This window comes from Mesorhizobium sp. BR1-1-13 (assembly GCF_020165515.1).
GTDB lineage: Bacteria > Pseudomonadota > Alphaproteobacteria > Rhizobiales > Rhizobiaceae > Mesorhizobium.
Genome location: NZ_JAIUIH010000002.1, coordinates 549,978 through 568,170, shown reverse-complemented (window position 1 = coordinate 568,170; position 18,193 = coordinate 549,978). Strand labels below are relative to the sequence as shown.

The following is an 18,193-nucleotide window of genomic DNA, read 5'->3' as shown; positions in this document are numbered from 1 at the left end:
CCATACCGAACCTCGCCCGTCACCGATTGTTCCCGCGGCTCCGTGCAGTGTTGGCGTCGAATCTTGCGTGTCGAAGCCGACGCGACCGAGGAGCGATCGCGGCTGGTTGTGGAACTATTTTCGTGATCGGCTGTTCGGCTTGGAAGGGAGCCTGGCAATGGTGCGACGCAATGCGGTGCTTTCGCTCGTGATAGCCGCCATCATCATCATCGGCTTTCTCATAGGCTTTCTCTACGCCGATATGGGCTGGCATACCTCGCCGCTGAGGCGGGCGCCTGAACAGAACCAGGGCGGTAACGCGCCGACGGATACTTCCCCAGCCGCGGGCGTCCGGAAAAATCCCCAGGAAAACACCGAAATGCCGGGGCAGCAATAGCCACCTCGAACGGGGCCACTCGCGAAACGATGTCATGCTGTCAGACCCCACCGTGCTGATTTTGATGTATTTCCTGCTGCCGGTCTGGTTGGCCGCCGGATTTGCCGATTGGCTCTGCCATCGCGCCTCTCACATCGAATCGACGACGGGCGCCAAGGAATCCTTGATCCACCTTCTGATGTTCGCCGAGGTCGGAATACCTTTGCTGGCCGCCATGTTTCTTGACGTGAATGCCCTGATCATTCTCATCATGATCGTCACCTTCTTCGTCCACGAGGCGACAGCGATGTGGGACGTCAGCTACGCCACCACCGCCCGCACCGTCACGCCGATCGAGCAGCACGTTCACAGCTTCCTGGAGATGATCCCGCTGATGGGGCTGGTCAGCGTCATTTCCCTCCACTGGGGACAGTTCCTTGCCTTGTTCGGGGCAGGGACGGAAACCGCGCGCTTCGAACTTGTCTGGAAATCGCAGCAGCTGCCGGTGACCTACATTGCCTGCGTGATGGCCGTGATCCTGCTTTTCGAACTGCTTCCCTATCTGGAAGAGCTCGTCAGGGGATTGCGGGCCAATGCCGGCAGGCTGATCCCGTCAAAAGCCAGGCGAGGGAATCCGGGCCAGACGACATTGCGTTGACGTGATCGCGCGGCGACACTCCTCCGGCCACTGGCATCGGGTATTCAGCCGGTCTGCAATGCCAGCATCGTTGTACGGAACATTTCTGCCGGGCCGGCCATTGAGCGAGCGGGCATGGCAGCGATGGGGAGTGCGATGATGGGATTTCTATCTGACCTCGACAAGAAACCGACGGACAATGTCTACGAACACGGCAGTCAGCTCACCGATTCCGCCGCGGATCTCCCGCAGACGGTCGGCGAACTTGTCGAACGGCTGATGCCTTTCGTCCAACCTGAGGCGCGCGAGACGGTCAAGGCTCAGATCCTAGGCCTGATGCACGAGTACAAAGTCGAGCGGAGCGTAGCCGAGCAGGATCATCCGGACTGAACTACCCGTTCTGGTCTATCGCATGAGGCGCGGGTTGGCTGCCGCCCCCGCTGCCCGATGTATCGCGCCCGAACCATATCCAAGCCGCAACAAGCACAATCACCACGATGGCTATCCAGGCAATGAGACGGGGCATTGAGGGGTCCTTTCCCTGCCAGTTGACCATTCTCGCGGCACGAACGATCAGGGCGGAAGTCGAACCGCCCAGCCGCCTCCTCGTTAATCCGGCTATCGAGGCTTTGTTCCGCTCGAGCCGGTTCCCGCCGCGGCCGCTTGGCACCTGTCAGGGCCGACATGGCTTGCACTCCGTTGCTCGATCGGTGGCCTCGGTTGACGGGCCGGGCGGGCGCGCTAGATCAAATTACGCCGAACATGGTTTCGTCGGTGGGGGAGGTCATTCGTGTGGCGGATCCAACGCCGGCTCTAATCCTTAGCGGCTATCGCCTTGGCCGCGACAGCGCGTGCTTGCTGTTGCTCATGGCCATGTCGGCCGCATGCTCGTCGTCCGACCAGATCGAGCAGCAATCCCGAACTGCCGCCTCCACGGCGCGGACCGTATCGATGACGCTTGACGCGTGGTCGGCGGGAGCGGCCCCCACCGCATACGCTTCTGGCACGCTGCAATCGGCCGGCACCACGCTGGCCGACATCGAGGCCAAGATCCGATCGACCACAGCTGAGCCTGCCGAGCAGGCTGCGTTGGCGGCGGCGGTCAAGGATTTGTCGACCGCGGTGGACCGCGCCCGTGCGGGACTGCAAGCGGATCGCCGCCCGCAGGTGCAGGAGGCTCAAGAGGATATTCGGACGGCCACGCGCGTTCTGGCCGACGCGTACGCCCGATATTTCGCGCCGAAGCCATGAAGAAGCTCTTGGAAATATCGCTGGGCATCGTCACCAGTGTTGGCGGCTTCCTGGAAGTCGGATCGATGGCGACGGCGGCCCAGGCAGGTGCGGCCTTCGGGTTTCAGTTGATCTGGGCGGTCGTTCTCGGCACCATCTGCATCATCTTTCTGGTCGAGATGGCCGGCCGGTTTGCCGCCGTGAGCCATCACACGATCTCCGACGGGATCCGGGAGAGATTTGGCTTCAATGTTTCGCTCTGGCCTTTGCTTGCCGCCCTGCTGGTCAATTTCATGGTGCTGTCCGCCGAGATCGGTGGTGTTGCCATCGCGCTCGAGCTCGCCACCGGAATCGGCTTTCAATGGTGGGCTTTACCGGTGGCTTTGATGGCATGGTTGTTGCTTTGGAAAGGCACGTTCGGACTGATCGAGAAAGGCGTTTCGATACTCGGCCTTGTGACGCTGTGCTTCGTGGTCGCAGCGGTAATGCTGAAGCCCGATTGGACAGCTGTCGCGTCCGGTGCGGTGCCCACGCTGCCGGCCCACGACGCGGCGAACTACTGGTTCATGGCGGTGAGCATTCTCGGCGCTTCGATATCGCCTTACCTGTTCATGTTCTATTCCTCGGGGGCGATCGAGGACAAGTGGGACAAAAGCTATCTCGGAACCAATCGGGCCATCGCCGGACTGGGCATGGCCTTCGGCGGCACCATTTCGATCGGCGTCTTGATGGTGGCCGCGCTCGTGCTTGCAACGCACGGCATCGATCAGGTCGACGACTATCATCAATTGCCGTTGATGTTGATTCCGATATTCGGCTTCTGGGGGTTCGTCCTGTTCGTTGCCTCACTCGCCATTGCCTGCTTCGGTGCCGCTATCGAGGTTGGGCTGCAACAGGCTTATCTGGTGGCGCAAGGTTTCGGATGGAATTGGGGTGAAGACCTTAAGCCGCGCGACGATCCCGGCTTCAGCGCCGTCTACACGGTGTCACTATTTCTGGCCGCCATCCCTATCATGCTTGGCCTCGATCCGCTGAAGCTCACCATTTTTTCCATGGCGCTGACCGCGGCCAGCCTACCGTTGACGGTCGTTCCTTTCCTTTTTCTGCTGAACGACAAGCGCTATGTCGGCGAGCACCGCAACGGCGTCGTCTCGAATGCCGCGGTGATCTTTATCATCGCGCTCGGTTTCGTGCTCGCCGTGGTGACCATTCCCCTGCAGATATTCGGAGGCACGTGATGGATTTGCTGCGCGACATCCTGGACAAGCAGATCGTCGACCGCGAGCAGGTCAAGATCGGCAAGATCGACGGGCTGGTGGCCGAGTTGCGGCGGGGCAAGCCGCCGAGGATCGTCGCGGTCGAACTCGGCTCCGTCACCCTTGCGCGTCGCCTCGGCGTGCGGCCCGGGCGCTGGATGACGCGTCTTGCGGCAGCGTGGGGCGGTAAACGCCGTGGCAAGCCGCACCGGATCGCCTGGACCAAGGTTCAGGACATAGGCGTCGACATCCAGTTCGATATCGATGTGCGCGAGACGTCGATCTTCGCCTGGCAGGACTGGCTGTGCGACCATATCATCGGACGCATTCCGGGAGCTTGATGATGTCCACCGTCAACCTCGAACATCTGGCCGGCCGACGCGTTCTCTCGCAGCAGGGCAAAAGTATCGGCTATATCGAGGAGATACGTGCCGAACCGGCCGGCGACGACTTCGTCGTTATCGAATTCCATGTTGGTATCTACGCCGCTTTCGAGCGTCTCTCGGCCTCGACCATCGGTGCGGCAGTGCTGGACCTCTTCCGGCTGCGCCGTCGCGACGGCCTGTACCGGATTCCCTGGGACAAGCTCGACATCTCCGATCCCGCACGGCCGCGGCTGCTATGCTCGACAACCGAGCTTTCCGGCATGAAGGGCGCACCCGAACCCCATCGGCGCGGAAAGCAGGATCAATGATGACCCGGCCGACGGCCACGCGAAAAGTGCTTCTCAGCCAAGGGTTGTCCGACGCTGTCTGCACTCAGGATGATGCGCCTTACCGCAGCATGCTGGCTGCCAGGAACACCGCGGCCGCTATCAGCACGACGGCCGCAATCACCATTAGCGGCCAGTTGCTGCGGGGCTGCAACTCGGGCTCGTTCTCCACCGGCCGCATCGCGTTGGCGAAGCTGGCATCGTTTTCGAATTTTGGCCGGGGAGAACGTTGCGGACCTGCTTCAGTGACGGGATTCTGCGTGTCCGCCGCCTCGGCGTCGGTCTCGAATGGGGCAATGGCAGGATCGAATCCGGGCGTTTTGTCCCGCGTGGCTCCGGCCTGAACTTCGCCCCTGGCTGCGGCAGGCGTGGGATTTGAAACCTTGGCCATGATCTCTCTCCTTGAAATCAAATCCGGCAGGCTCGCTGTTGTTCCGTGCCGCGGGTGCCGATGTTGGAAAGTTTTGTTGGTCCGGGTGCCTGTGGGGGCCTTCGCTCGGGGTGGCAGCGCATCGCCCGGCGCCGGAACAAAGCCCATCTTGGCTTGTTAGGACGCATCGTAATATCGCGCATCGACAAGGACAAAGCCTATGAAACCGCGACACCTTCTTGCCTCGCTCGCCGCTGCTTCCATGCTTATCGCCGTGCCTGCTTTGGCTGCCGACAGCGCCCAGGATTTCGTCGACAAGGCCGCTATTGGCGGCAAGTTCGAAGTCGATTCGAGCAAGATCGCCCAGGATAAGGCCCAGGATCAAAGCATCAAGAATTTCGCGCAGACGATGATCCGGGACCATGGCGCGGCAAACGCCAAGCTGGAAACAATTGCCGGCGAACAGAAGTTGAAGGTGCCGACGGCGCTCGACGCGCAGCATCAAGGTGATCTGGACAAGCTCCAGAACGCACAGCCGCCAATCGATCCGGCCTATGTGGACATGCAGCGCAAGGCGCACGCCGATGCCGTCGATCTGTTTGAAAGCTACGCCCGCGACGGCGATAATGCGGCCCTCAAGACATTCGCCCAGCAGACGGTCGATACCTTGAAGATGCATCGGCAGATGATCGAAAAGATCGCCGCTGCCCAGGACTCCATCACGGGAGCGACAACGCCCGCTGTGAAAACCACGAACACGCCCAATGCCGCGGCCCTGGTGCCCGGCGCAAACAGTTTCACCGAGACGCAGGCAAAGAGCCGCATCGAGGATGCAGGCTATTCCAATGTGTCGAAGCTTGCCAAGGACGATCAAGGCATCTGGCGCGGGCAGGCGACCAAGTCAGGCCAAAGTGTCGCCGTCGGGCTCGACTATCAGGGCAACGTCGTGGCCGACAGCAAGTGAGCACGATCAGGAGATATCAAAATGAAAACCGTAACCGCACTGTTCGACAACTATGACGACGCAGCCGACGCGGTCGGCGAACTGGAAGCGTCCGGAGTGCCACATTCCAATATCAGCATCATCGCCAACAACTCGGATGGCTGGTACGAGAGAGATCGTTCCGAAGCCGCTGAAGATGCCGCGAGCGGCGCAGGGATAGGGGCCGTGGTCGGTGGCGCCGGCGGTTTGCTGACAGGGTTGGGCGTCATGGCCGTTCCGGGCGTCGGACCTGTGGTTGCGGCGGGATGGCTTGCCGCTACCGCCGCCGGCGCGGTTGCCGGCGCAGTAGCAGGTGGCGCGGCCGGCGGCATAATTGGCGGTCTGACGGACTCGGGCGTTTCCGAAAACGATGCAAATGTCTATGCGGAGGGCGTACGTCGCGGCGGTACGCTGGTGACGGCCAAGGTGGACGATGAGCTTGTTCCGGAAGCCGAGGACATTCTGGGTCAGTCCAGCTCGGTTGATGTGATGGAACGCCGCAGGGCATACGAGGCGGATGGCTGGACCGGCTTTGACGTCAGCGCGGGCGACTATGTCCCTGAGCGCGACGGAGGCAGGACAATAGACCGGCCCTGAAGGACAAACCCGCCAGGGCAGCGGGCACTTGCCGTCCTATCTTGGCTTCGGGTGGCTTGCCCGAAATCTCCGTGACATGTGCAAGGGTATTCGGTCTGCTGATGGAGTTTGCTTCGGGCCATGGTAGCCGCGGTCAGTCCTTGTCCTGACGATAAAGCCGATCGGTGGCGCGGTCGCTTTCTCTGCGTTCTGCGGGGCCACGGCGACGGCGAGTGACGACGACATACGCTAGCAATGCGACCAATAACAATGGCCCGCCGGCGACGACGATCAGCCACATGACACTTTCAAACATGGGACGTCTCCTTTCCCCTCACAAACCGGTGGAGAGAAGAACCGTTCCGCTTGTCGACCACGGTACCTGGACCAGTCTGCTTTCAATCACCGGGCGCGTTCGTAGGTTCCGACGAGCTCTGCCTGCTCGATCAAGTGTTTCTGCGCCTCCTGCCAGATACGCTCCACGCCCGTGCTCGCGAGGATGGCAAGGTTCGGCGTGTCGAGCGCGGCCAGCCGGAAGTGGTAGTGGTGGATACCGTGTCCGACAGGCGGGTCAGGGCCGTCGTAATAGGCGTTGCCGAAATCGTTCCGCGCTTGCCTGAGGGCCTGTGGACCCGGTCTGCCGCTTTCTGCCTCGGGCAACTCCTGAACCTCCGGCGAAATGTTGAACACCGCCCAATGGCTGAACGTTCCGTTCGGCGCATCGGGATCCTGGACGACAAGGACGAGGCTCTTTGTGCCGTCCGGTACCCCGGACCACTTTAGCGGCGGAGATACGTTCTTGCCGCCACGAGTGTAGCTTTCGGGGATCTCTCCGCCTTCGGCAAAGGCGGGACTGCTGAGCGTCAGGGGCATGGTTCGCACTCCTTCGGGGGAAGCATCGATCGCATCACGGCGGCGATCACGACGCCCCAGGTGATGAGCTTTCCGGCACCGCGTTGCTCTTCCTCGCGAGCAGGTCTTCCGGTATTGCGCGGATCCTCCTGTAAAGTTCGATGATTTAGCAACGTGTCTTGTCGAGGCGGGTTCCCGGCAGCCAAATCCAGAGCGAGACGCGCAATTCAACTCGAACGCATCCCGCTCTGGACGGGAAGGCCGCCGGGCGCTTAGCGCCGGGCCGCCCCGCGGCTAAGCGGCTTTCTCAAGAGCGCGCTCATTGACCCCGCCTTCGCCCAAGCCTGTAAGCGCTTCATCGGTTGCCATTTCCTCTTTGAGCGTCTCGTTGAGGAGCTTGACCGCGTCGCTCTTGCCAAGCTGTTCGGCCCACGCGATCAACGTGCCGTAGCGCGCGATTTCATAGTGCTCGACCGCCTGTGCCGCTCCGACCAGTCCTGCATCCAATGCTGGGTCGCCCTTATAGTCGTCGAGAATCTCCGACCCCTCTTCGAGAATGCCGTCGATCGCCGGACAGGTCTTGCCGCGGGCCGGCTTGTCCATCAGCTCGAACACCTGTTCGAGGCGGTCGACCTGGCCTTCGGTTTCCACGCGATGTTTCTCGAATGCCGCCGCGACCTCCTCGGACTCGGCGCCCTTGGCCATTTTGGGCAGCGCCTTGAGTATTTTCTTTTCGGCGTAATAGATGTCCTTCAGCCCGTCGAGGAACAGGGCTTCCAGCCCTTTCGTCGCCGCCTTCTTCGCAGTCGCCATGTTTTCGTCTCCCTAAGGTTGTCGTGAAAGCTCCACCACCGGTGCAGCTTTTCCATAACCTTGAACACGGGCCGTTGTTCCCGCCGGATCGAGACAAACAAGGACGGCCGCATCTCACACGATCGCACTGTGCCAGCCGCCATAGTGCGCATCGTTTGAGGCTGGCTGCGGTCCAGCTACCTGTCACCAGCCGGCTGGAGAGAGTGCGTGGCGGGTCTTCGACCTTCTAGCTTCGGCCGGTACGCGTGCTGGCGGCCTTCTGCGCTGCTTTCTTTCTGCCGGCAGCACCCTTGGTGCGGACCGCCTTGCGTGCGGCGGCGGACCGGCCGGCAGCGCCCTTCGTCTCCGAGGCCTTCTTGGCTGCGGCCGAGCGCTCCTCGGCCGTCCGGCGCGACGCCGCCTGTTTGGTCTGTCTTGAGAGCGCCTCATGGGATGCCGTGCTCTTGGGTTCGTGCTCGAGAACCTCGGAAACGGCCTTCGAGACCTTGGGGCGGCGTTTTGGCTTACGTTCGCCCTGGCCAACTTCATAGGCGTATTCGGCGCTCTTGCGGGTGCTCTCCTTGACGCTTCGTTTCTTAGGCGGAGGCAGGTCGACGCCGGCGCGCCGCGCCTCCGAAAGGCCGATGGCGATCGCCTGCTTGGTAGAGCGCGCGCCGTGCTTGCCGCGACGGATCTTCTCGATCTCGTCATGCACGAACTCGCCGGCCTGCGTGGTGGGCGACTTACCCTCGCGCCTGCCTTTTTGCGCCTTCTCGATGGTTTTCTTATCCGGCATCGCTTTCTCCTTGTTGGATACGGCGGGACTGGTGGCGGTGCGACGTCGGGACCAGAAAACCTAACGCGTCGATGGCGCAAATGATCCGGAGGAAAAGAGACTTGCTCCGGCGAAGATCTACGGACCGGCCGGACGCCACGAGAGCGCCGACATCGTCGTGAGACAGAGCGCTGCGAATACAATCGCGGTGTTTGCCGCATGAGAATATTCCCATTGCCGCCTGAGCGCTTCCCAGTTTGCAGGAACTGTCGTCCAGTTCTGCGTCGCCTGGTTGGCAGGGAGCGTCCAGACAACGAAGATCGCAAGCATGATCGCGAAACAGAGCGCCGCGAGCAGGGCGAGCCAAAACGGCCAGGCCTGTGAGCGCGCGGAGATCGCCAGCAATGCGTTCATGATCAGCGCGGTCGGCCAGAGCAAGCCGAGGATCGCCCATCGGTAATAGATGCCCTGGACGGTGAAATATTCCGGCTGCGGCAGAGATATCTTGTTGGGAAGAGCGGCGAGATGAGCCCCTGCCGGGACGAGAGCGAGGGCCGAAATGACAATGGCGAGAAATTGCAGAAACCTGACTGTCATGGAACCTTCTCCGCGAATGATTTTTAACGCGCCGACGACCCAATCGATCTGACTCTCTGATGAGGCGATGGCGTTGGCGCCGGCGTCACGCGGGCAGTTGGCGCAGGAACCATTGGATCGCGAGCCCATTTGTGTCCTGGGGCAGCGACAGGTTGCCTGCAAGCGTTGCGCCGCCGGCGGGAACCTGCACAGCCTTCTCATTTGTCTTCAGGTCTGAGACCATGTCGATCTCCATCTGCGCTGGATCGATCCTTACACGCCGAACGGATAGGTCTCCGCGAGTTCGCCGGCATCCCATTGCGAGCTGCGTTCCAGCGGCTCGACCGCCCGCGTCTCGTCGAAATGCAGCAGCGCGTCGAACTGCGCGGCAAGATCGGCATGGAAACAGTGGCTGGCCCGTTCGGTCTCGGGGCGGTAGATGACGCCGATCGCGCGTTCCAGGAGCCGTCGCGGCAGCGCTTCGCCGTCGTCGCGCAGATCGAGCTGGAAGCGATCGACCGAGACAGAATGCAGCAGCGCCTCATAGCTGCGCGCCAAGGCGGGCCGGACGGCCTTGCGGTCCGCCGGGCCGTCCCAGTCCGAGGCGGCCGTCACCGTTCCTTGATACGTCGTGAAGCCGACCAGGAAGACCTCGCGTTCGTGCTTCTCGCGAATGAGTTGTCCGAGGTTGATCTCGCCACGCAGGCTCCTGTCCGTCGCCCTGGCGTCGCCGAGATGGGAGTTATGCGCCCAGACAACGATCTTCTGCGATCGCCCGATCTGGCGGAGATGAGCGGCGAGGGCTTCGAACGTCTCGGCCATATGCCGGTCGCGCAGGTTCCAGGTCGATTCGGGCGCCAGGAACATGGCGCGATAATAGGCCTCCGCATTCTTCACGAGACGGGCGTTCTGCTGTGCCGCGAAAAGTTCGTCCGCGCCGGCGCCTTCGCGCGGCTTGGCCTCCGCCGGGCGCCGCTTCAGCATCTCGACCAGCTGTGCGACCACGGCCTCCTGGCAAGACCTGTCGACCTCATTGCCGGCTATGAAGCCATAGGCCTGCGGGTCAGGGCCGAAATGGTCGAAACAGGCATAGCGACGGCGCGCGACCTGTGCCGCGGCCGGGTCGGCCTTTTCGAGATAGCGCAGCACCGCCTTCATCGCGCCGTGCAGGGCATAGAGGTCGAGCCCGTAAAGCCCGACTTTCGAATTGCCCTTGCCGGCGCCTTCATTGTGCCGGCGTAGCCATTCGACGAAATCGACGACGACCCTGTTCCGCCACATCCAGGTCGGGAAGCGCCGGAAATCCGCGAGCGCCTCTTCGGCGTCAATATCCTCGCCTGCTCCCTGGACATAGCGGTTGACCCGGTACGTGTCGGGCCAGTCGGCTTCAATCGCGACAGCGGCAAAACCCTTCTCCTCGATCAGCCGCTGCGTGATCCGCGCGCGCTCTTCATAGAACTCATGCGTGCCGTGCGAAGCTTCGCCGAGCAGCACGAAGCGCGCCTCGCCGATCGTCTCCAAAAGCTGGTCGTAGTCTCGCGCGTCTCCGGAGAGCCGAACGATGCGTTTGCGCCATCGGCCTGCCGTGCCCTGCGGCGCATCCTGCTTGGATGGCTTGGATGGCGCGAGTCGTCCGGCCTCTACGAGAAGGGCGCGGACCTCGTCGTCGCTCGTCTGGGAGAAGTCCTCATACCAGCGCCCCACCCCGATGAGTGGCTGCGGCGTCGTCGCACAGACGACCTCGTCGGCCTCGCTCTCCATCGCCTCGCAGATGTCGGGACTGCCGACTGGAACGGCCGCAACAATGCGGGCGGGCTGCTTCTGCCGCAGCGCCCTGACCGCCGCGCGCATGGTCGATCCCGTAGCGAGCCCATCATCCACGAGGATGACGATTCGTCCATCCACCAGGAGCGGTATCCGTTCGCCGCGATAGAGGCGCTCGCGGCGTAAAAGCTCCCTCTCCTCGCTGGCTGCGACCGCGTCGATGACATGGGGCGGCACGGCGAGGCCTTCGACGACCTCGTCGTTCAGGACGCGCACGCCGGAGGTCGCGATTGCGCCCATGGCCAACTCTTCGTAACCGGGAACGCCGAGCTTGCGCACGACGAAAACGTCGAGCGGTGCCTTCAATGCCTGTGCGACTTCGTAGGCGACAGGCACGCCGCCGCGTGGCAGCGCCAGCACGGTGACATCATCGCGCGCTGCGAAGTGGCCGAGCTTACCAGCAAGAACGCGTCCGGCCTCGCGACGATCCGCAAAGACAATAGTCATGATCTCAAGCCCATATTTGTGCCGCGTCCGCCTTTTGGGGTCCCGCTGCAAGGCTTTGATTGGCCGAGGCCACACAGGGCGGCAATGCGTGGCGCAGGCACATCATTGGCGTGTTCGTCGCCAAGAGTTCGGGCGGCGAGCATTTCCAAGTCATCCACCACCGCGCCGATGCTCGGAAACGACCCAATCCCCCAAGGGTTCCGTGTCGCTCCGGGGCGGCTGGTCCGGATCGCTCCAAAGCGTTGCCTTTGTTCCCGGAGGGAACAAAGCGGTCTGTCGGAGATTGGGGCGCGCAGGAGGAGTTTCCAATGGAAAAGGAAGAACTCATAAAGCGACGAGCCTACGAGATCTGGGAGCGCGAAGGCCACCCGCAGGGCCGAGAGCAGGAGCATTGGGACCAGGCCGTGCAGGAAATAGAGGCGGAAGGATCGGAAGCCGAGCGCGGTTCGGTAGTGCCCGATCCGACCATCGGCCGCGGGTCGGAGCCTCCAAGCTCCTGAAGCGACGTCAGACGTCATTGCCGCCAAGGAGGAAAAATGCGTCGACCGACTGTTATTCCGTCGACGCATTGAGACGGCTTTTCGGTCAACGTCCGAGCAGCGCCCTGAGCCTGGCGAATATATTGAAACCTTCGCCCATGGCGGCGCGCACGCGAACGGCGACCCACCCGGCTTTCATGGTCGCACCGACGTGGCAATCACAGACGATGTTGTGCAACTGCCAGTTGGACAGTTCGAAAAAGCGCTTTGCCTCGCCATAGGTGTCGCCTTCCAGACCCTGCGCCCGCAGTATTGGATCTTCGAACGCGACGCTGATGGGGGATTGCACGCAGTAGGCGTTTTCACGCATGTCGGGACTCATATATTCGGTGCCCGGAAGCGCTCCGAGGCGCCGTTCAGGATGACGCTCAAGAAGACTTGCCCAGCGCTCCAGGCGTTGGTTCCGCGTCATTGTCGGGCACACCGTATCAACTTCCGCGATTGCGTGTAGTTGTTCGAGTGTATGGGACTTCATGGTCAGCTCCTGTTGATCCAGGTTCCTCCCGCTTCAAGGTGAGTCGCGAGATCACGACAGCGCGCTCGCCGTCGCCGCGCTCCGAACTCTTTGTTGTCGCTGAAGTTCCATCATTTTGAGAATTTGAAGCCCGGTGCGGCGGCAGCTCGGCAACCCGGAGCCGTTGCGTCACCTCGGTCGGTGTTGGGTCAGCCCCTTCCAACTCCACGCTCCTGGCCCCGGCCGCCTTTCCGGCGCAGGAGTGTCGGTGTTCAATGCTGGAGATCGTCGGACGGCTCCTCCAGGCTTCTGCTGGGGTGAATTTCGTTCGAGAGGGGGATATCCATCGTGCAGATCACCTCGGCATCGGTGAAGCGCAGCGAGCCAGCTCCGCCGATCTCGTAGGGCACCACCTTTTCGATCAGCTCGGATCCGAAGCCGCGTCGCGCAGGTATTGCTGCCGGACCATGCAGCTCCTCGATCCAGCGGATCTTCAGCTCCTGTCTGGCGGCCGTGCCATCCACTTTCCAGCTTACGCTGATTGATTTGTCGGCTGCCGACAGCGCGCCATATTTCATCGAGTTGGTAGCGAGTTCGTGGAACGCGAGGCCCAAGGTCTCCGCCGCCTTTCCGGACAAGGAAATATCCGGGCCATCTATGGTGAACTGATCTTCCGTCCGGCCGCCTTGGGACGCAAGCTCGTCAAGGACAAGCATGTCAAGCTGCACGGTGGCCGAGGCCGATCGCATCAGCACATTGTGCGTGCGTGCAAGCGCATTGATGCGGCCCTCGAGGTGAAAGGCATAGTCCTCGACATCGTCGCTGTTTTCAACCGACCGGCGAGCGATCGAACGGACAATGCTCAACGTGTTGCGAACGCGGTGCTGCAATTCGGCGGCAAATGCCTTCGTCGCCTGGAGGCGGTCGCGTGTGACCTGGAGTTCGGCTTCGAGCCGGGCGATATGATCGTCACGTTCGTCGATCTGTTCATCGACATGGCTGAGCCGCGTCGACGCGGAAGCATCGCCTTCTTCGGCCGACAGGCCTTGCGGACGGGAGAATGTACCCGTGACGTCTTTCTTGCGCGGTCTTTTTCCAACCACCTGTCAGTCTTTCAACCGTTCCTCGATGATGCGCGGTGCCAGGCGCATCGCCTCGTCGGCCTTTGGCTCGCGTTCACGCGCCCAGGATTGGCTTTCGTGCCGCCGCGCGCGGTTTTCAGCCGGCGAAAATGAGACCGTCGAGCCGGCAGGAGCATTAATGCCGCCGCTGTCGGCGGAAATATGGAAGGCGATCGCAGCGGCCAACTCCCCAGCGATGTCATTGAGAGTCGACCCCAGCGGATCGATCGTACCTACCGAACCGCCGATCAAATCGCGCTTGGCCATCGCCGCTACCGCTTCCGGTTACGCCGAACCGGCAGAAGCCGGCCAGGTTCCCTATGATGCTTCATTTTTGCGCTCCACTCGATGAGCCCGTGCCTGGTTATGCAAAAGGCTCCCTGACGTCCAACAGATGAAGGTAGTCAGGATTGAAAAAGGCGGCCGCCTCCAGTTTCGCCAGGTTCTTGATCGTTACGGTGCCGTTGTTGAACGAAATGAGGCCGTCGCGCCTGAGATCCTGAAGCGTACGGTTGATGTGCACGTTCGAAAGACCGAGCGTATCGCCCAGGGTCGCCTGGGTTACCGGTAGGGGATAGCTTTTGCCGGCCGTTTCACCAATTGCGTGAAGCCTGTGGAACAGCTCGCAAAAAAGGTGAGCCATCCGCTCATAAGCAGTCCGCTGGCCGATGTTGACGACCCATTCGCGGGTGATCGCCTCGTCGAGCAGCGTGGTCCACCAGAGCGCCCGCGTAAGATTGGGATAGCTGTTGGTGAAGCCGAGGATCGCGCTCTGCGGGATCGCCGCAACCTTGGAGCGGCTGAGAGCACCGATCGAGTGGTCCATGCGCCGCAGCAGGAACACGTGAAGATCGCAAAGGTCGCCCGGCACCAAATAAGCAAGGATCTGTCGTCGACCGTCCTCGAGAATTTTGTAGCGGCAGGCAAATCCTTCGAGCAGCAGGTTGACCCCGCCTGTCCTGTCACCCCTTTGGATGACGTCATCGCCGGCGGCGAATTCGGCGACCTTTGTCGTCGCGCTCTCGATGGCGTCGCATTCTTCGACGGACAGGACCGTGAAATTGGACAGCTTGCGGATAAGCGGGTGCCGCGCGGTCTTCGCTCTCAGGCCAACCGCCGGCTCGCTTCTCTCGTTCATTGCGTATCGTGTGCCGTCGCGGCAACGAACTCGACAATGCTGCCGAATTCCAGAGGCTTTTCAAATCGCCTGATCCCGCCGAGCTCTGCTGGAATGGCCGTCTGATCATAGCCGGTGGCGAAGGCGATCGGAACGCCTTTTGCCAACGATTCGCGAGCAATCTCGAATGTCTGCTCGCCGCGCAAGTTGATATCGAGAATCGCAAAGTCGCATTGACCGCTGTTCAGCAATTCGATTGCGGGCTCGGCTGTGGCGACCGGGCCGAGCACTATCGCCCCTTGTGTGACGAGAGCCTTACGCAGGTCATCGGCGAGAAAATATTCGTCTTCCACGATCAAAACGCGAATCCCGCCCAGAAAGGCTGATTTCGCCGCTTCCCCGTCCATGGTGCAAGCACTCTCCCTTTGCAGCGGCCGTCACTTGGGACACTACACCGCAACCTGCTGCACTCCCAGTTCTATTTCCACCGATGCAACCGGAGGCGAACCCCGGGCCACCGCCTGCCGTCATTTATTTTTTCGGAGTCGACAGCTTTTCGCCCGCCATTTTAACAATTGTGATGGCGGCCTTCGGCGTCCGTTAACACAGTGAGAAAACCGGGGAAAAAACGAGGAGGAGGAACCGATGCCTGTGATCGATATGACCTCGAAGGAACTGATCCGGGCTGTCGATCACTACATCAATTCCCGCAGAAATCTCGAATGGCCGATTTCCACGGCCCAGGCGGTGTCAGCCATCCGTTACAAACTGCCAGAATGCACTCTCTCTGACAAAGAACTGGCGGACATTGTTGCCAGCTCAGCAATTCAAAAGCACCGCAACATCGCATTTGACCTGCTGTCGTAGCCATGCCCATACATGTCGTCCAAAACGCCTTGGTTTTGGAACAAAGACACGCATGAAAACAAAGACATGCATGAAAACAGAATCCTGACGCACGTCGCCCGCCTCGACGCATGCCGGGGCGGGCGCTTTGGAACGTGCGGTCATTGAAGGACCTGGACGATTTTCCGGGTTTCCGGGTCGACCAGAACTGTTCTATTGTCGACCACGACGTAGCGGTATTTCACATCCGGAACTTCATGAAGTTCGACCGTATCGGGCACGGTGGATCCGATATTGAGCTCCACGCCGGGCAGCTGGACCGAGGCCAGGGGCTGCTTCTTCACATACTCCTTGATAACGGTTTCCTGTTCCGGCTGGATGACCACATCTTGCGCCGCGGCCACTCCGGCCCCCGCAAGAAACAGGATGCCGACTGCCGTTCCCAGTAGATATTTTTCCACTTCTGTCTCCATCAGATGTTGCGCAGGGCGCCAAGCCGACGACGCCACCGGCATTTCGGCAGGTGCGCCCCATGCGCCGAACTTCGCAAAATGCCGGCAGTTCCATCCGCTCCGGAATATATTAGCCTTCGGTGGAACAATCGCGGGGTGGCAAAGTTTTGCCGCGAAGGGACTGCCATCCTAGGAGACTTCTCATGAGAACCACTCTGATCACCAGCATGTTAGCGCTTACCCTCGGATGTGGGGCGGCAATCGCGCAGACCCAGCAGCAGTCGGGCGAAGCGGCCCAATCGGGTGGGGCAGACACTTGCGCAGCCGGCTCGGCCGATTGCCAGAAGGGCGGCAGCACCGAGCAGCAGACGCAAGGCAAGGCCGGCATGAAGACCGACGAGCAGGCGCAGGGCAAAGCCGGAGCGAAGACCGATGAGCAGGCGCAAGGCAAGGCGGGCGTAAAGACCGACGAGCAAGCGCAAGGCAAGGCCGGCATGAAGACCGACGAGCAGGCGCAGGGCAAAGCGGGCGTAAAGACCGACGAGCAGGCGCAGGGCAAGCCCCTCATGAAGACCGACGAGCAGGCGCAGGGCAAGGCGGGCGTAAAGACCGACCAGCAGGCGCAAGGCAAGCCCCGCATGAAGACCGACGAGCAGGCGCAGGGCAAAGCCGGCGCGACTACCGATCAGCAAGCGCAGGGCAAGGCCGGTACGACTACCGATCAGCAAGCGCAGGGCAAGGCCGGTACGACGACCGACCAGCAGGCGCAAGGCAAGGCCGGTACGACTACGGACCAGAGTTCAACCGCTTCAATCAACAATATATCCGTCGAGCAGAAGACCGAAATCACCAACGTCATCCGGGAGACGAGGGTGGAACCGGTCTCGAATCTCGACGTGGACATTTCGGTCGGCGTGAAAGTGCCGAAGCAGAAGGTGCGGCTGCATCGACTTCCGCACCGGATCGTCGAAATCGTTCCTGCCTATGAGAGCTATGAATATTTCCTCCTGGCCGATGGCAGGATTGTTATTGTCGATCCGAACTCATATGAGATCGTCGCTATCCTGAGCTAGGAGCTGAAGCCGACTAACAAAAGCCCGCTCTCCATCGAAAGCGGGCTTTTGCGGCGCCTTCGGGCGCGAAAATGTCAGTCGTGCGTCCCCTATTCACTCAGCTGCCATGTCGGGTGCCCGGCTGCCTACCGGGCCTAGCGCGTCAGCGTTCTGCACCAGTGCGCGCATGTAGCCCAATGCGAAGGCCTTGCCGGCGTGCCATGGCGCGTCGCAGGCCATCTCAGGCGTGTGATCGGGTATCATGACGCCTTGATAATTCTCGTCGCGCAGAATACGCACGATCTCGGCCATGTCGATGTCGCCGTCATCGACGAAGGTCTCGTGATATTTCGGCACTTTGCCCTGCACATTGCGGAAATGGATATAGCCGATGCGGCCACGCCGCGCGAAACGGCGCACATGGCTGTAGATCTCCTCGGTCTGCGGCATCTCCTGCAGCGAGCCGAGGCAGAGCTCCAGCCCGTTGGCGGGCGAGTCGACGATATCCATCAGCCGATCATATTTCTGCGGCCGGTTGACGAGGCGCGCCGTGCCGCGCAGCGCCTCGGCGGGTGGGTCGTCCGGATGCGCAGCCATCACGACGCCGGCCTCTTCGGCCACCGGTACGATTTCGCGCAGGAAGACGCCAAGCCGCTCCCACAATTCCTCTTGCGAGACCCTGACAGGCGCGGCACCGGCTCGGCCCGGTCGGTAGCGCATATTCCAGACCACTCCGTCGGGCAGCGGCAGGTCGGGATCGATATTGGACAAATCGAGCCCCACGGACATGGCGTTGCCGCGCGCGAATGGCCCGCGCTGCCAGCCCCACACGCCCGCGATCGAGAAGTTGTAGCCTATGCAGGGAATGCCGGCCCGGCCGGCGTCACGCACCAGCCGCTTGAGGCCTTCGAGCTGCCTCGCCCGGTCGGGGCCGCCGAGCAGTACGTCGGACCAGAAGCGCGGCGACAGATTTTCAATGCCGGCGATCTCCAGGCCATTGTCGCGTACGGTCTTCACCAGTCCGGTGAAATCCTCGTAGCTCCACAATCGATCCGTTGAACAATCGCCCCAGCCATCCGTTTCGCTGCCGGCCGACAGCGAGGGATCGCGGCCGCGAAAATAGTTGGTCAGATGCGCAACGACATGCGTTGCGCCGGCCTGTCGGGCAAAGCGGAAATTCTCCGGCGTCAGCGAATCGCGATAGAGGCCAAGTCCGATCTTCATCCGC

At 61.6% G+C, this 18,193-nt stretch carries 27 protein-coding genes; 12 read left to right on the top strand and 15 right to left on the bottom strand.

Going from position 1 to position 18,193, the window contains the following annotated elements; genetic code table 11:
- Window positions 1-106 precede the first annotated feature (106 nt).
- The 7 genes from LB533_RS07150 (at window position 107) to LB533_RS07120 (ending at window position 4,172) form a co-directional block, all read left to right on the top strand.
- Window positions 107-376: a hypothetical protein gene (locus LB533_RS07150; RefSeq protein WP_224676970.1), complete on the top strand. Its 270-nt coding sequence runs from the start codon at window positions 107-109 to the stop codon at window positions 374-376.
- Window positions 377-410: 34 nt separating this feature from the next.
- Window positions 411-1,013, top strand: coding sequence for a diguanylate cyclase (locus LB533_RS07145; protein ID WP_224676969.1), 603 nt, complete (start codon window positions 411-413; stop codon window positions 1,011-1,013).
- A 138-nt stretch (window positions 1,014-1,151) separates the two neighbouring features.
- Window positions 1,152-1,382: a hypothetical protein gene (locus LB533_RS07140; RefSeq protein ID WP_224676968.1), complete on the top strand. Its 231-nt coding sequence runs from the start codon at window positions 1,152-1,154 to the stop codon at window positions 1,380-1,382.
- Between the two features lie 330 nt (window positions 1,383-1,712).
- Window positions 1,713-2,243 (top strand): hypothetical protein, encoded by a 531-nt coding sequence (locus LB533_RS07135; RefSeq protein WP_224676967.1) that lies wholly within the window; start codon window positions 1,713-1,715, stop codon window positions 2,241-2,243.
- Window positions 2,240-3,460 (top strand): Nramp family divalent metal transporter, encoded by a 1,221-nt coding sequence (locus LB533_RS07130; RefSeq protein WP_224676966.1) that lies wholly within the window; start codon window positions 2,240-2,242, stop codon window positions 3,458-3,460. Before LB533_RS07135 ends, LB533_RS07130 begins: the two co-directional genes overlap by 4 nt.
- Window positions 3,460-3,819: a hypothetical protein gene (locus LB533_RS07125; RefSeq protein WP_224676965.1), complete on the top strand. Its 360-nt coding sequence runs from the start codon at window positions 3,460-3,462 to the stop codon at window positions 3,817-3,819. Before LB533_RS07130 ends, LB533_RS07125 begins: the two co-directional genes overlap by 1 nt.
- A gap of 2 nt (window positions 3,820-3,821) precedes the next feature.
- A complete protein-coding gene (locus tag LB533_RS07120; protein WP_224676964.1) occupies window positions 3,822-4,172 on the top strand; it encodes a hypothetical protein in 351 nt (116 codons plus the stop codon).
- A 79-nt stretch (window positions 4,173-4,251) separates the two neighbouring features.
- Here LB533_RS07120 and LB533_RS07115 read toward each other — a convergent pair whose 3' ends face one another.
- A complete protein-coding gene (locus tag LB533_RS07115) occupies window positions 4,252-4,581 on the bottom strand; it encodes a hypothetical protein (protein ID WP_224676963.1) in 330 nt (109 codons plus the stop codon).
- A gap of 199 nt (window positions 4,582-4,780) precedes the next feature.
- On the opposite strand from LB533_RS07115, the gene LB533_RS07110 reads away from it, so the two are divergent.
- Entirely contained in the window at window positions 4,781-5,524 is a 744-nt protein-coding gene (locus LB533_RS07110) for a DUF4142 domain-containing protein (RefSeq protein ID WP_224676962.1), read from the top strand.
- 21 nt (window positions 5,525-5,545) lie between these two features.
- Window positions 5,546-6,139, top strand: a complete 594-nt coding sequence (locus LB533_RS07105) for a general stress protein (protein WP_224676961.1) — start codon at window positions 5,546-5,548, stop codon at window positions 6,137-6,139.
- Between the two features lie 133 nt (window positions 6,140-6,272).
- Here LB533_RS07105 and LB533_RS07100 read toward each other — a convergent pair whose 3' ends face one another.
- The 7 genes from LB533_RS07100 to LB533_RS07070 all read right to left on the bottom strand — a co-directional run bounded on the left by LB533_RS07100 (window position 6,273) and on the right by LB533_RS07070 (window position 11,384).
- Window positions 6,273-6,434 (bottom strand): hypothetical protein, encoded by a 162-nt coding sequence (locus LB533_RS07100; RefSeq protein ID WP_140553417.1) that lies wholly within the window; start codon window positions 6,432-6,434, stop codon window positions 6,273-6,275.
- Window positions 6,435-6,520: 86 nt separating this feature from the next.
- Entirely contained in the window at window positions 6,521-6,991 is a 471-nt protein-coding gene (locus LB533_RS07095) for a YbhB/YbcL family Raf kinase inhibitor-like protein (RefSeq protein WP_224676960.1), read from the bottom strand.
- Window positions 6,992-7,264: 273 nt separating this feature from the next.
- Window positions 7,265-7,783: a ferritin-like domain-containing protein gene (locus tag LB533_RS07090; protein ID WP_140553414.1), complete on the bottom strand. Its 519-nt coding sequence runs from the start codon at window positions 7,781-7,783 to the stop codon at window positions 7,265-7,267.
- A 226-nt stretch (window positions 7,784-8,009) separates the two neighbouring features.
- The gene (locus tag LB533_RS07085; RefSeq protein ID WP_224676959.1) at window positions 8,010-8,558 is read right to left on the bottom strand and encodes a DUF6496 domain-containing protein; all 549 of its coding nucleotides are present in this window, start codon (window positions 8,556-8,558) and stop codon (window positions 8,010-8,012) included.
- 117 nt (window positions 8,559-8,675) lie between these two features.
- Window positions 8,676-9,134 carry a DUF1772 domain-containing protein gene (locus LB533_RS07080; protein WP_224676958.1) on the bottom strand — a complete coding sequence of 153 codons (459 nt, stop codon included), beginning with the start codon at window positions 9,132-9,134 and terminating at the stop codon, window positions 8,676-8,678.
- An 85-nt stretch (window positions 9,135-9,219) separates the two neighbouring features.
- Window positions 9,220-9,369 (bottom strand): hypothetical protein, encoded by a 150-nt coding sequence (locus LB533_RS07075; RefSeq protein WP_224676957.1) that lies wholly within the window; start codon window positions 9,367-9,369, stop codon window positions 9,220-9,222.
- A gap of 17 nt (window positions 9,370-9,386) precedes the next feature.
- Window positions 9,387-11,384 carry an erythromycin esterase family protein gene (locus LB533_RS07070; RefSeq protein WP_224676956.1) on the bottom strand — a complete coding sequence of 666 codons (1,998 nt, stop codon included), beginning with the start codon at window positions 11,382-11,384 and terminating at the stop codon, window positions 9,387-9,389.
- Between the two features lie 308 nt (window positions 11,385-11,692).
- On the opposite strand from LB533_RS07070, the gene LB533_RS07065 reads away from it, so the two are divergent.
- Window positions 11,693-11,884 (top strand): DUF2934 domain-containing protein, encoded by a 192-nt coding sequence (locus LB533_RS07065; protein ID WP_224676955.1) that lies wholly within the window; start codon window positions 11,693-11,695, stop codon window positions 11,882-11,884.
- A gap of 85 nt (window positions 11,885-11,969) precedes the next feature.
- Here LB533_RS07065 and LB533_RS07060 read toward each other — a convergent pair whose 3' ends face one another.
- The 5 genes from LB533_RS07060 to LB533_RS07040 all read right to left on the bottom strand — a co-directional run bounded on the left by LB533_RS07060 (window position 11,970) and on the right by LB533_RS07040 (window position 15,022).
- Complete coding sequence (locus tag LB533_RS07060; RefSeq protein ID WP_140515225.1) at window positions 11,970-12,398, bottom strand: hypothetical protein; 429 nt, start codon at window positions 12,396-12,398, stop codon at window positions 11,970-11,972.
- A gap of 251 nt (window positions 12,399-12,649) precedes the next feature.
- Window positions 12,650-13,480 carry a sensor histidine kinase gene (locus LB533_RS07055; protein ID WP_224676954.1) on the bottom strand — a complete coding sequence of 277 codons (831 nt, stop codon included), beginning with the start codon at window positions 13,478-13,480 and terminating at the stop codon, window positions 12,650-12,652.
- A gap of 3 nt (window positions 13,481-13,483) precedes the next feature.
- Complete coding sequence (locus LB533_RS07050) at window positions 13,484-13,765, bottom strand: hypothetical protein (RefSeq protein WP_140638388.1); 282 nt, start codon at window positions 13,763-13,765, stop codon at window positions 13,484-13,486.
- A 97-nt stretch (window positions 13,766-13,862) separates the two neighbouring features.
- Window positions 13,863-14,636 carry a Crp/Fnr family transcriptional regulator gene (locus LB533_RS07045; RefSeq protein ID WP_140497473.1) on the bottom strand — a complete coding sequence of 258 codons (774 nt, stop codon included), beginning with the start codon at window positions 14,634-14,636 and terminating at the stop codon, window positions 13,863-13,865.
- The gene (locus LB533_RS07040; RefSeq protein ID WP_140638389.1) at window positions 14,633-15,022 is read right to left on the bottom strand and encodes a response regulator; all 390 of its coding nucleotides are present in this window, start codon (window positions 15,020-15,022) and stop codon (window positions 14,633-14,635) included. Before LB533_RS07040 ends, LB533_RS07045 begins: the two co-directional genes overlap by 4 nt.
- 238 nt (window positions 15,023-15,260) lie before the next feature.
- Here LB533_RS07040 and LB533_RS07035 point away from each other — a divergent pair, with 238 nt between their 5' ends.
- Complete coding sequence (locus LB533_RS07035) at window positions 15,261-15,482, top strand: hypothetical protein (protein WP_140638390.1); 222 nt, start codon at window positions 15,261-15,263, stop codon at window positions 15,480-15,482.
- Between the two features lie 140 nt (window positions 15,483-15,622).
- On the opposite strand, the gene LB533_RS07030 is transcribed toward LB533_RS07035, so the two are convergent.
- Entirely contained in the window at window positions 15,623-15,934 is a 312-nt protein-coding gene (locus LB533_RS07030; protein ID WP_181169287.1) for a DUF1236 domain-containing protein, read from the bottom strand.
- A 365-nt stretch (window positions 15,935-16,299) separates the two neighbouring features.
- On the opposite strand from LB533_RS07030, the gene LB533_RS07025 reads away from it, so the two are divergent.
- On the top strand, window positions 16,300-16,986 hold the full coding sequence (locus LB533_RS07025) for a DUF1236 domain-containing protein (RefSeq protein WP_224676953.1): 687 nt from the start codon (window positions 16,300-16,302) through the stop codon (window positions 16,984-16,986).
- 93 nt (window positions 16,987-17,079) lie between these two features.
- Here LB533_RS07025 and LB533_RS07020 read toward each other — a convergent pair whose 3' ends face one another.
- Window positions 17,080-18,189 carry a mannonate dehydratase gene (locus LB533_RS07020; RefSeq protein ID WP_140638393.1) on the bottom strand — a complete coding sequence of 370 codons (1,110 nt, stop codon included), beginning with the start codon at window positions 18,187-18,189 and terminating at the stop codon, window positions 17,080-17,082.
- Between the last annotated feature and the right edge of the window lie 4 nt (window positions 18,190-18,193).

Bases quoted from the DNA above. Each gene is read 5' to 3' on its own strand.
- LB533_RS07145 (WP_224676969.1), top strand. From the start codon at position 411: ATGCTGTCAGACCCCACCGTGCTGATTTTGATGTATTTCCTGCTGCCG.
- LB533_RS07140 (WP_224676968.1), top strand. From the start codon at position 1,152: ATGGGATTTCTATCTGACCTCGACAAGAAACCGACGGACAATGTCTAC.
- LB533_RS07130 (WP_224676966.1), top strand. From the start codon at position 2,240: ATGAAGAAGCTCTTGGAAATATCGCTGGGCATCGTCACCAGTGTTGGC.
- LB533_RS07125 (WP_224676965.1), top strand. From the start codon at position 3,460: ATGGATTTGCTGCGCGACATCCTGGACAAGCAGATCGTCGACCGCGAG.
- LB533_RS07120 (WP_224676964.1), top strand. From the start codon at position 3,822: ATGTCCACCGTCAACCTCGAACATCTGGCCGGCCGACGCGTTCTCTCG.
- LB533_RS07115 (WP_224676963.1), bottom strand. From the start codon at position 4,581: ATGGCCAAGGTTTCAAATCCCACGCCTGCCGCAGCCAGGGGCGAAGTT.
- LB533_RS07110 (WP_224676962.1), top strand. From the start codon at position 4,781: ATGAAACCGCGACACCTTCTTGCCTCGCTCGCCGCTGCTTCCATGCTT.
- LB533_RS07105 (WP_224676961.1), top strand. From the start codon at position 5,546: ATGAAAACCGTAACCGCACTGTTCGACAACTATGACGACGCAGCCGAC.
- LB533_RS07100 (WP_140553417.1), bottom strand. From the start codon at position 6,434: ATGTTTGAAAGTGTCATGTGGCTGATCGTCGTCGCCGGCGGGCCATTG.
- LB533_RS07095 (WP_224676960.1), bottom strand. From the start codon at position 6,991: ATGCCCCTGACGCTCAGCAGTCCCGCCTTTGCCGAAGGCGGAGAGATC.
- LB533_RS07090 (WP_140553414.1), bottom strand. From the start codon at position 7,783: ATGGCGACTGCGAAGAAGGCGGCGACGAAAGGGCTGGAAGCCCTGTTC.
- LB533_RS07085 (WP_224676959.1), bottom strand. From the start codon at position 8,558: ATGCCGGATAAGAAAACCATCGAGAAGGCGCAAAAAGGCAGGCGCGAG.
- LB533_RS07080 (WP_224676958.1), bottom strand. From the start codon at position 9,134: ATGACAGTCAGGTTTCTGCAATTTCTCGCCATTGTCATTTCGGCCCTC.
- LB533_RS07075 (WP_224676957.1), bottom strand. From the start codon at position 9,369: ATGGAGATCGACATGGTCTCAGACCTGAAGACAAATGAGAAGGCTGTG.
- LB533_RS07070 (WP_224676956.1), bottom strand. From the start codon at position 11,384: ATGACTATTGTCTTTGCGGATCGTCGCGAGGCCGGACGCGTTCTTGCT.
- LB533_RS07065 (WP_224676955.1), top strand. From the start codon at position 11,693: ATGGAAAAGGAAGAACTCATAAAGCGACGAGCCTACGAGATCTGGGAG.
- LB533_RS07060 (WP_140515225.1), bottom strand. From the start codon at position 12,398: ATGAAGTCCCATACACTCGAACAACTACACGCAATCGCGGAAGTTGAT.
- LB533_RS07050 (WP_140638388.1), bottom strand. From the start codon at position 13,765: ATGGCCAAGCGCGATTTGATCGGCGGTTCGGTAGGTACGATCGATCCG.
- LB533_RS07045 (WP_140497473.1), bottom strand. From the start codon at position 14,636: ATGAACGAGAGAAGCGAGCCGGCGGTTGGCCTGAGAGCGAAGACCGCG.
- LB533_RS07040 (WP_140638389.1), bottom strand. From the start codon at position 15,022: ATGGACGGGGAAGCGGCGAAATCAGCCTTTCTGGGCGGGATTCGCGTT.
- LB533_RS07035 (WP_140638390.1), top strand. From the start codon at position 15,261: ATGCCTGTGATCGATATGACCTCGAAGGAACTGATCCGGGCTGTCGAT.
- LB533_RS07030 (WP_181169287.1), bottom strand. From the start codon at position 15,934: ATGGAGACAGAAGTGGAAAAATATCTACTGGGAACGGCAGTCGGCATC.
- LB533_RS07025 (WP_224676953.1), top strand. From the start codon at position 16,300: ATGAAGACCGACGAGCAGGCGCAGGGCAAAGCCGGAGCGAAGACCGAT.
- LB533_RS07020 (WP_140638393.1), bottom strand. From the start codon at position 18,189: ATGAAGATCGGACTTGGCCTCTATCGCGATTCGCTGACGCCGGAGAAT.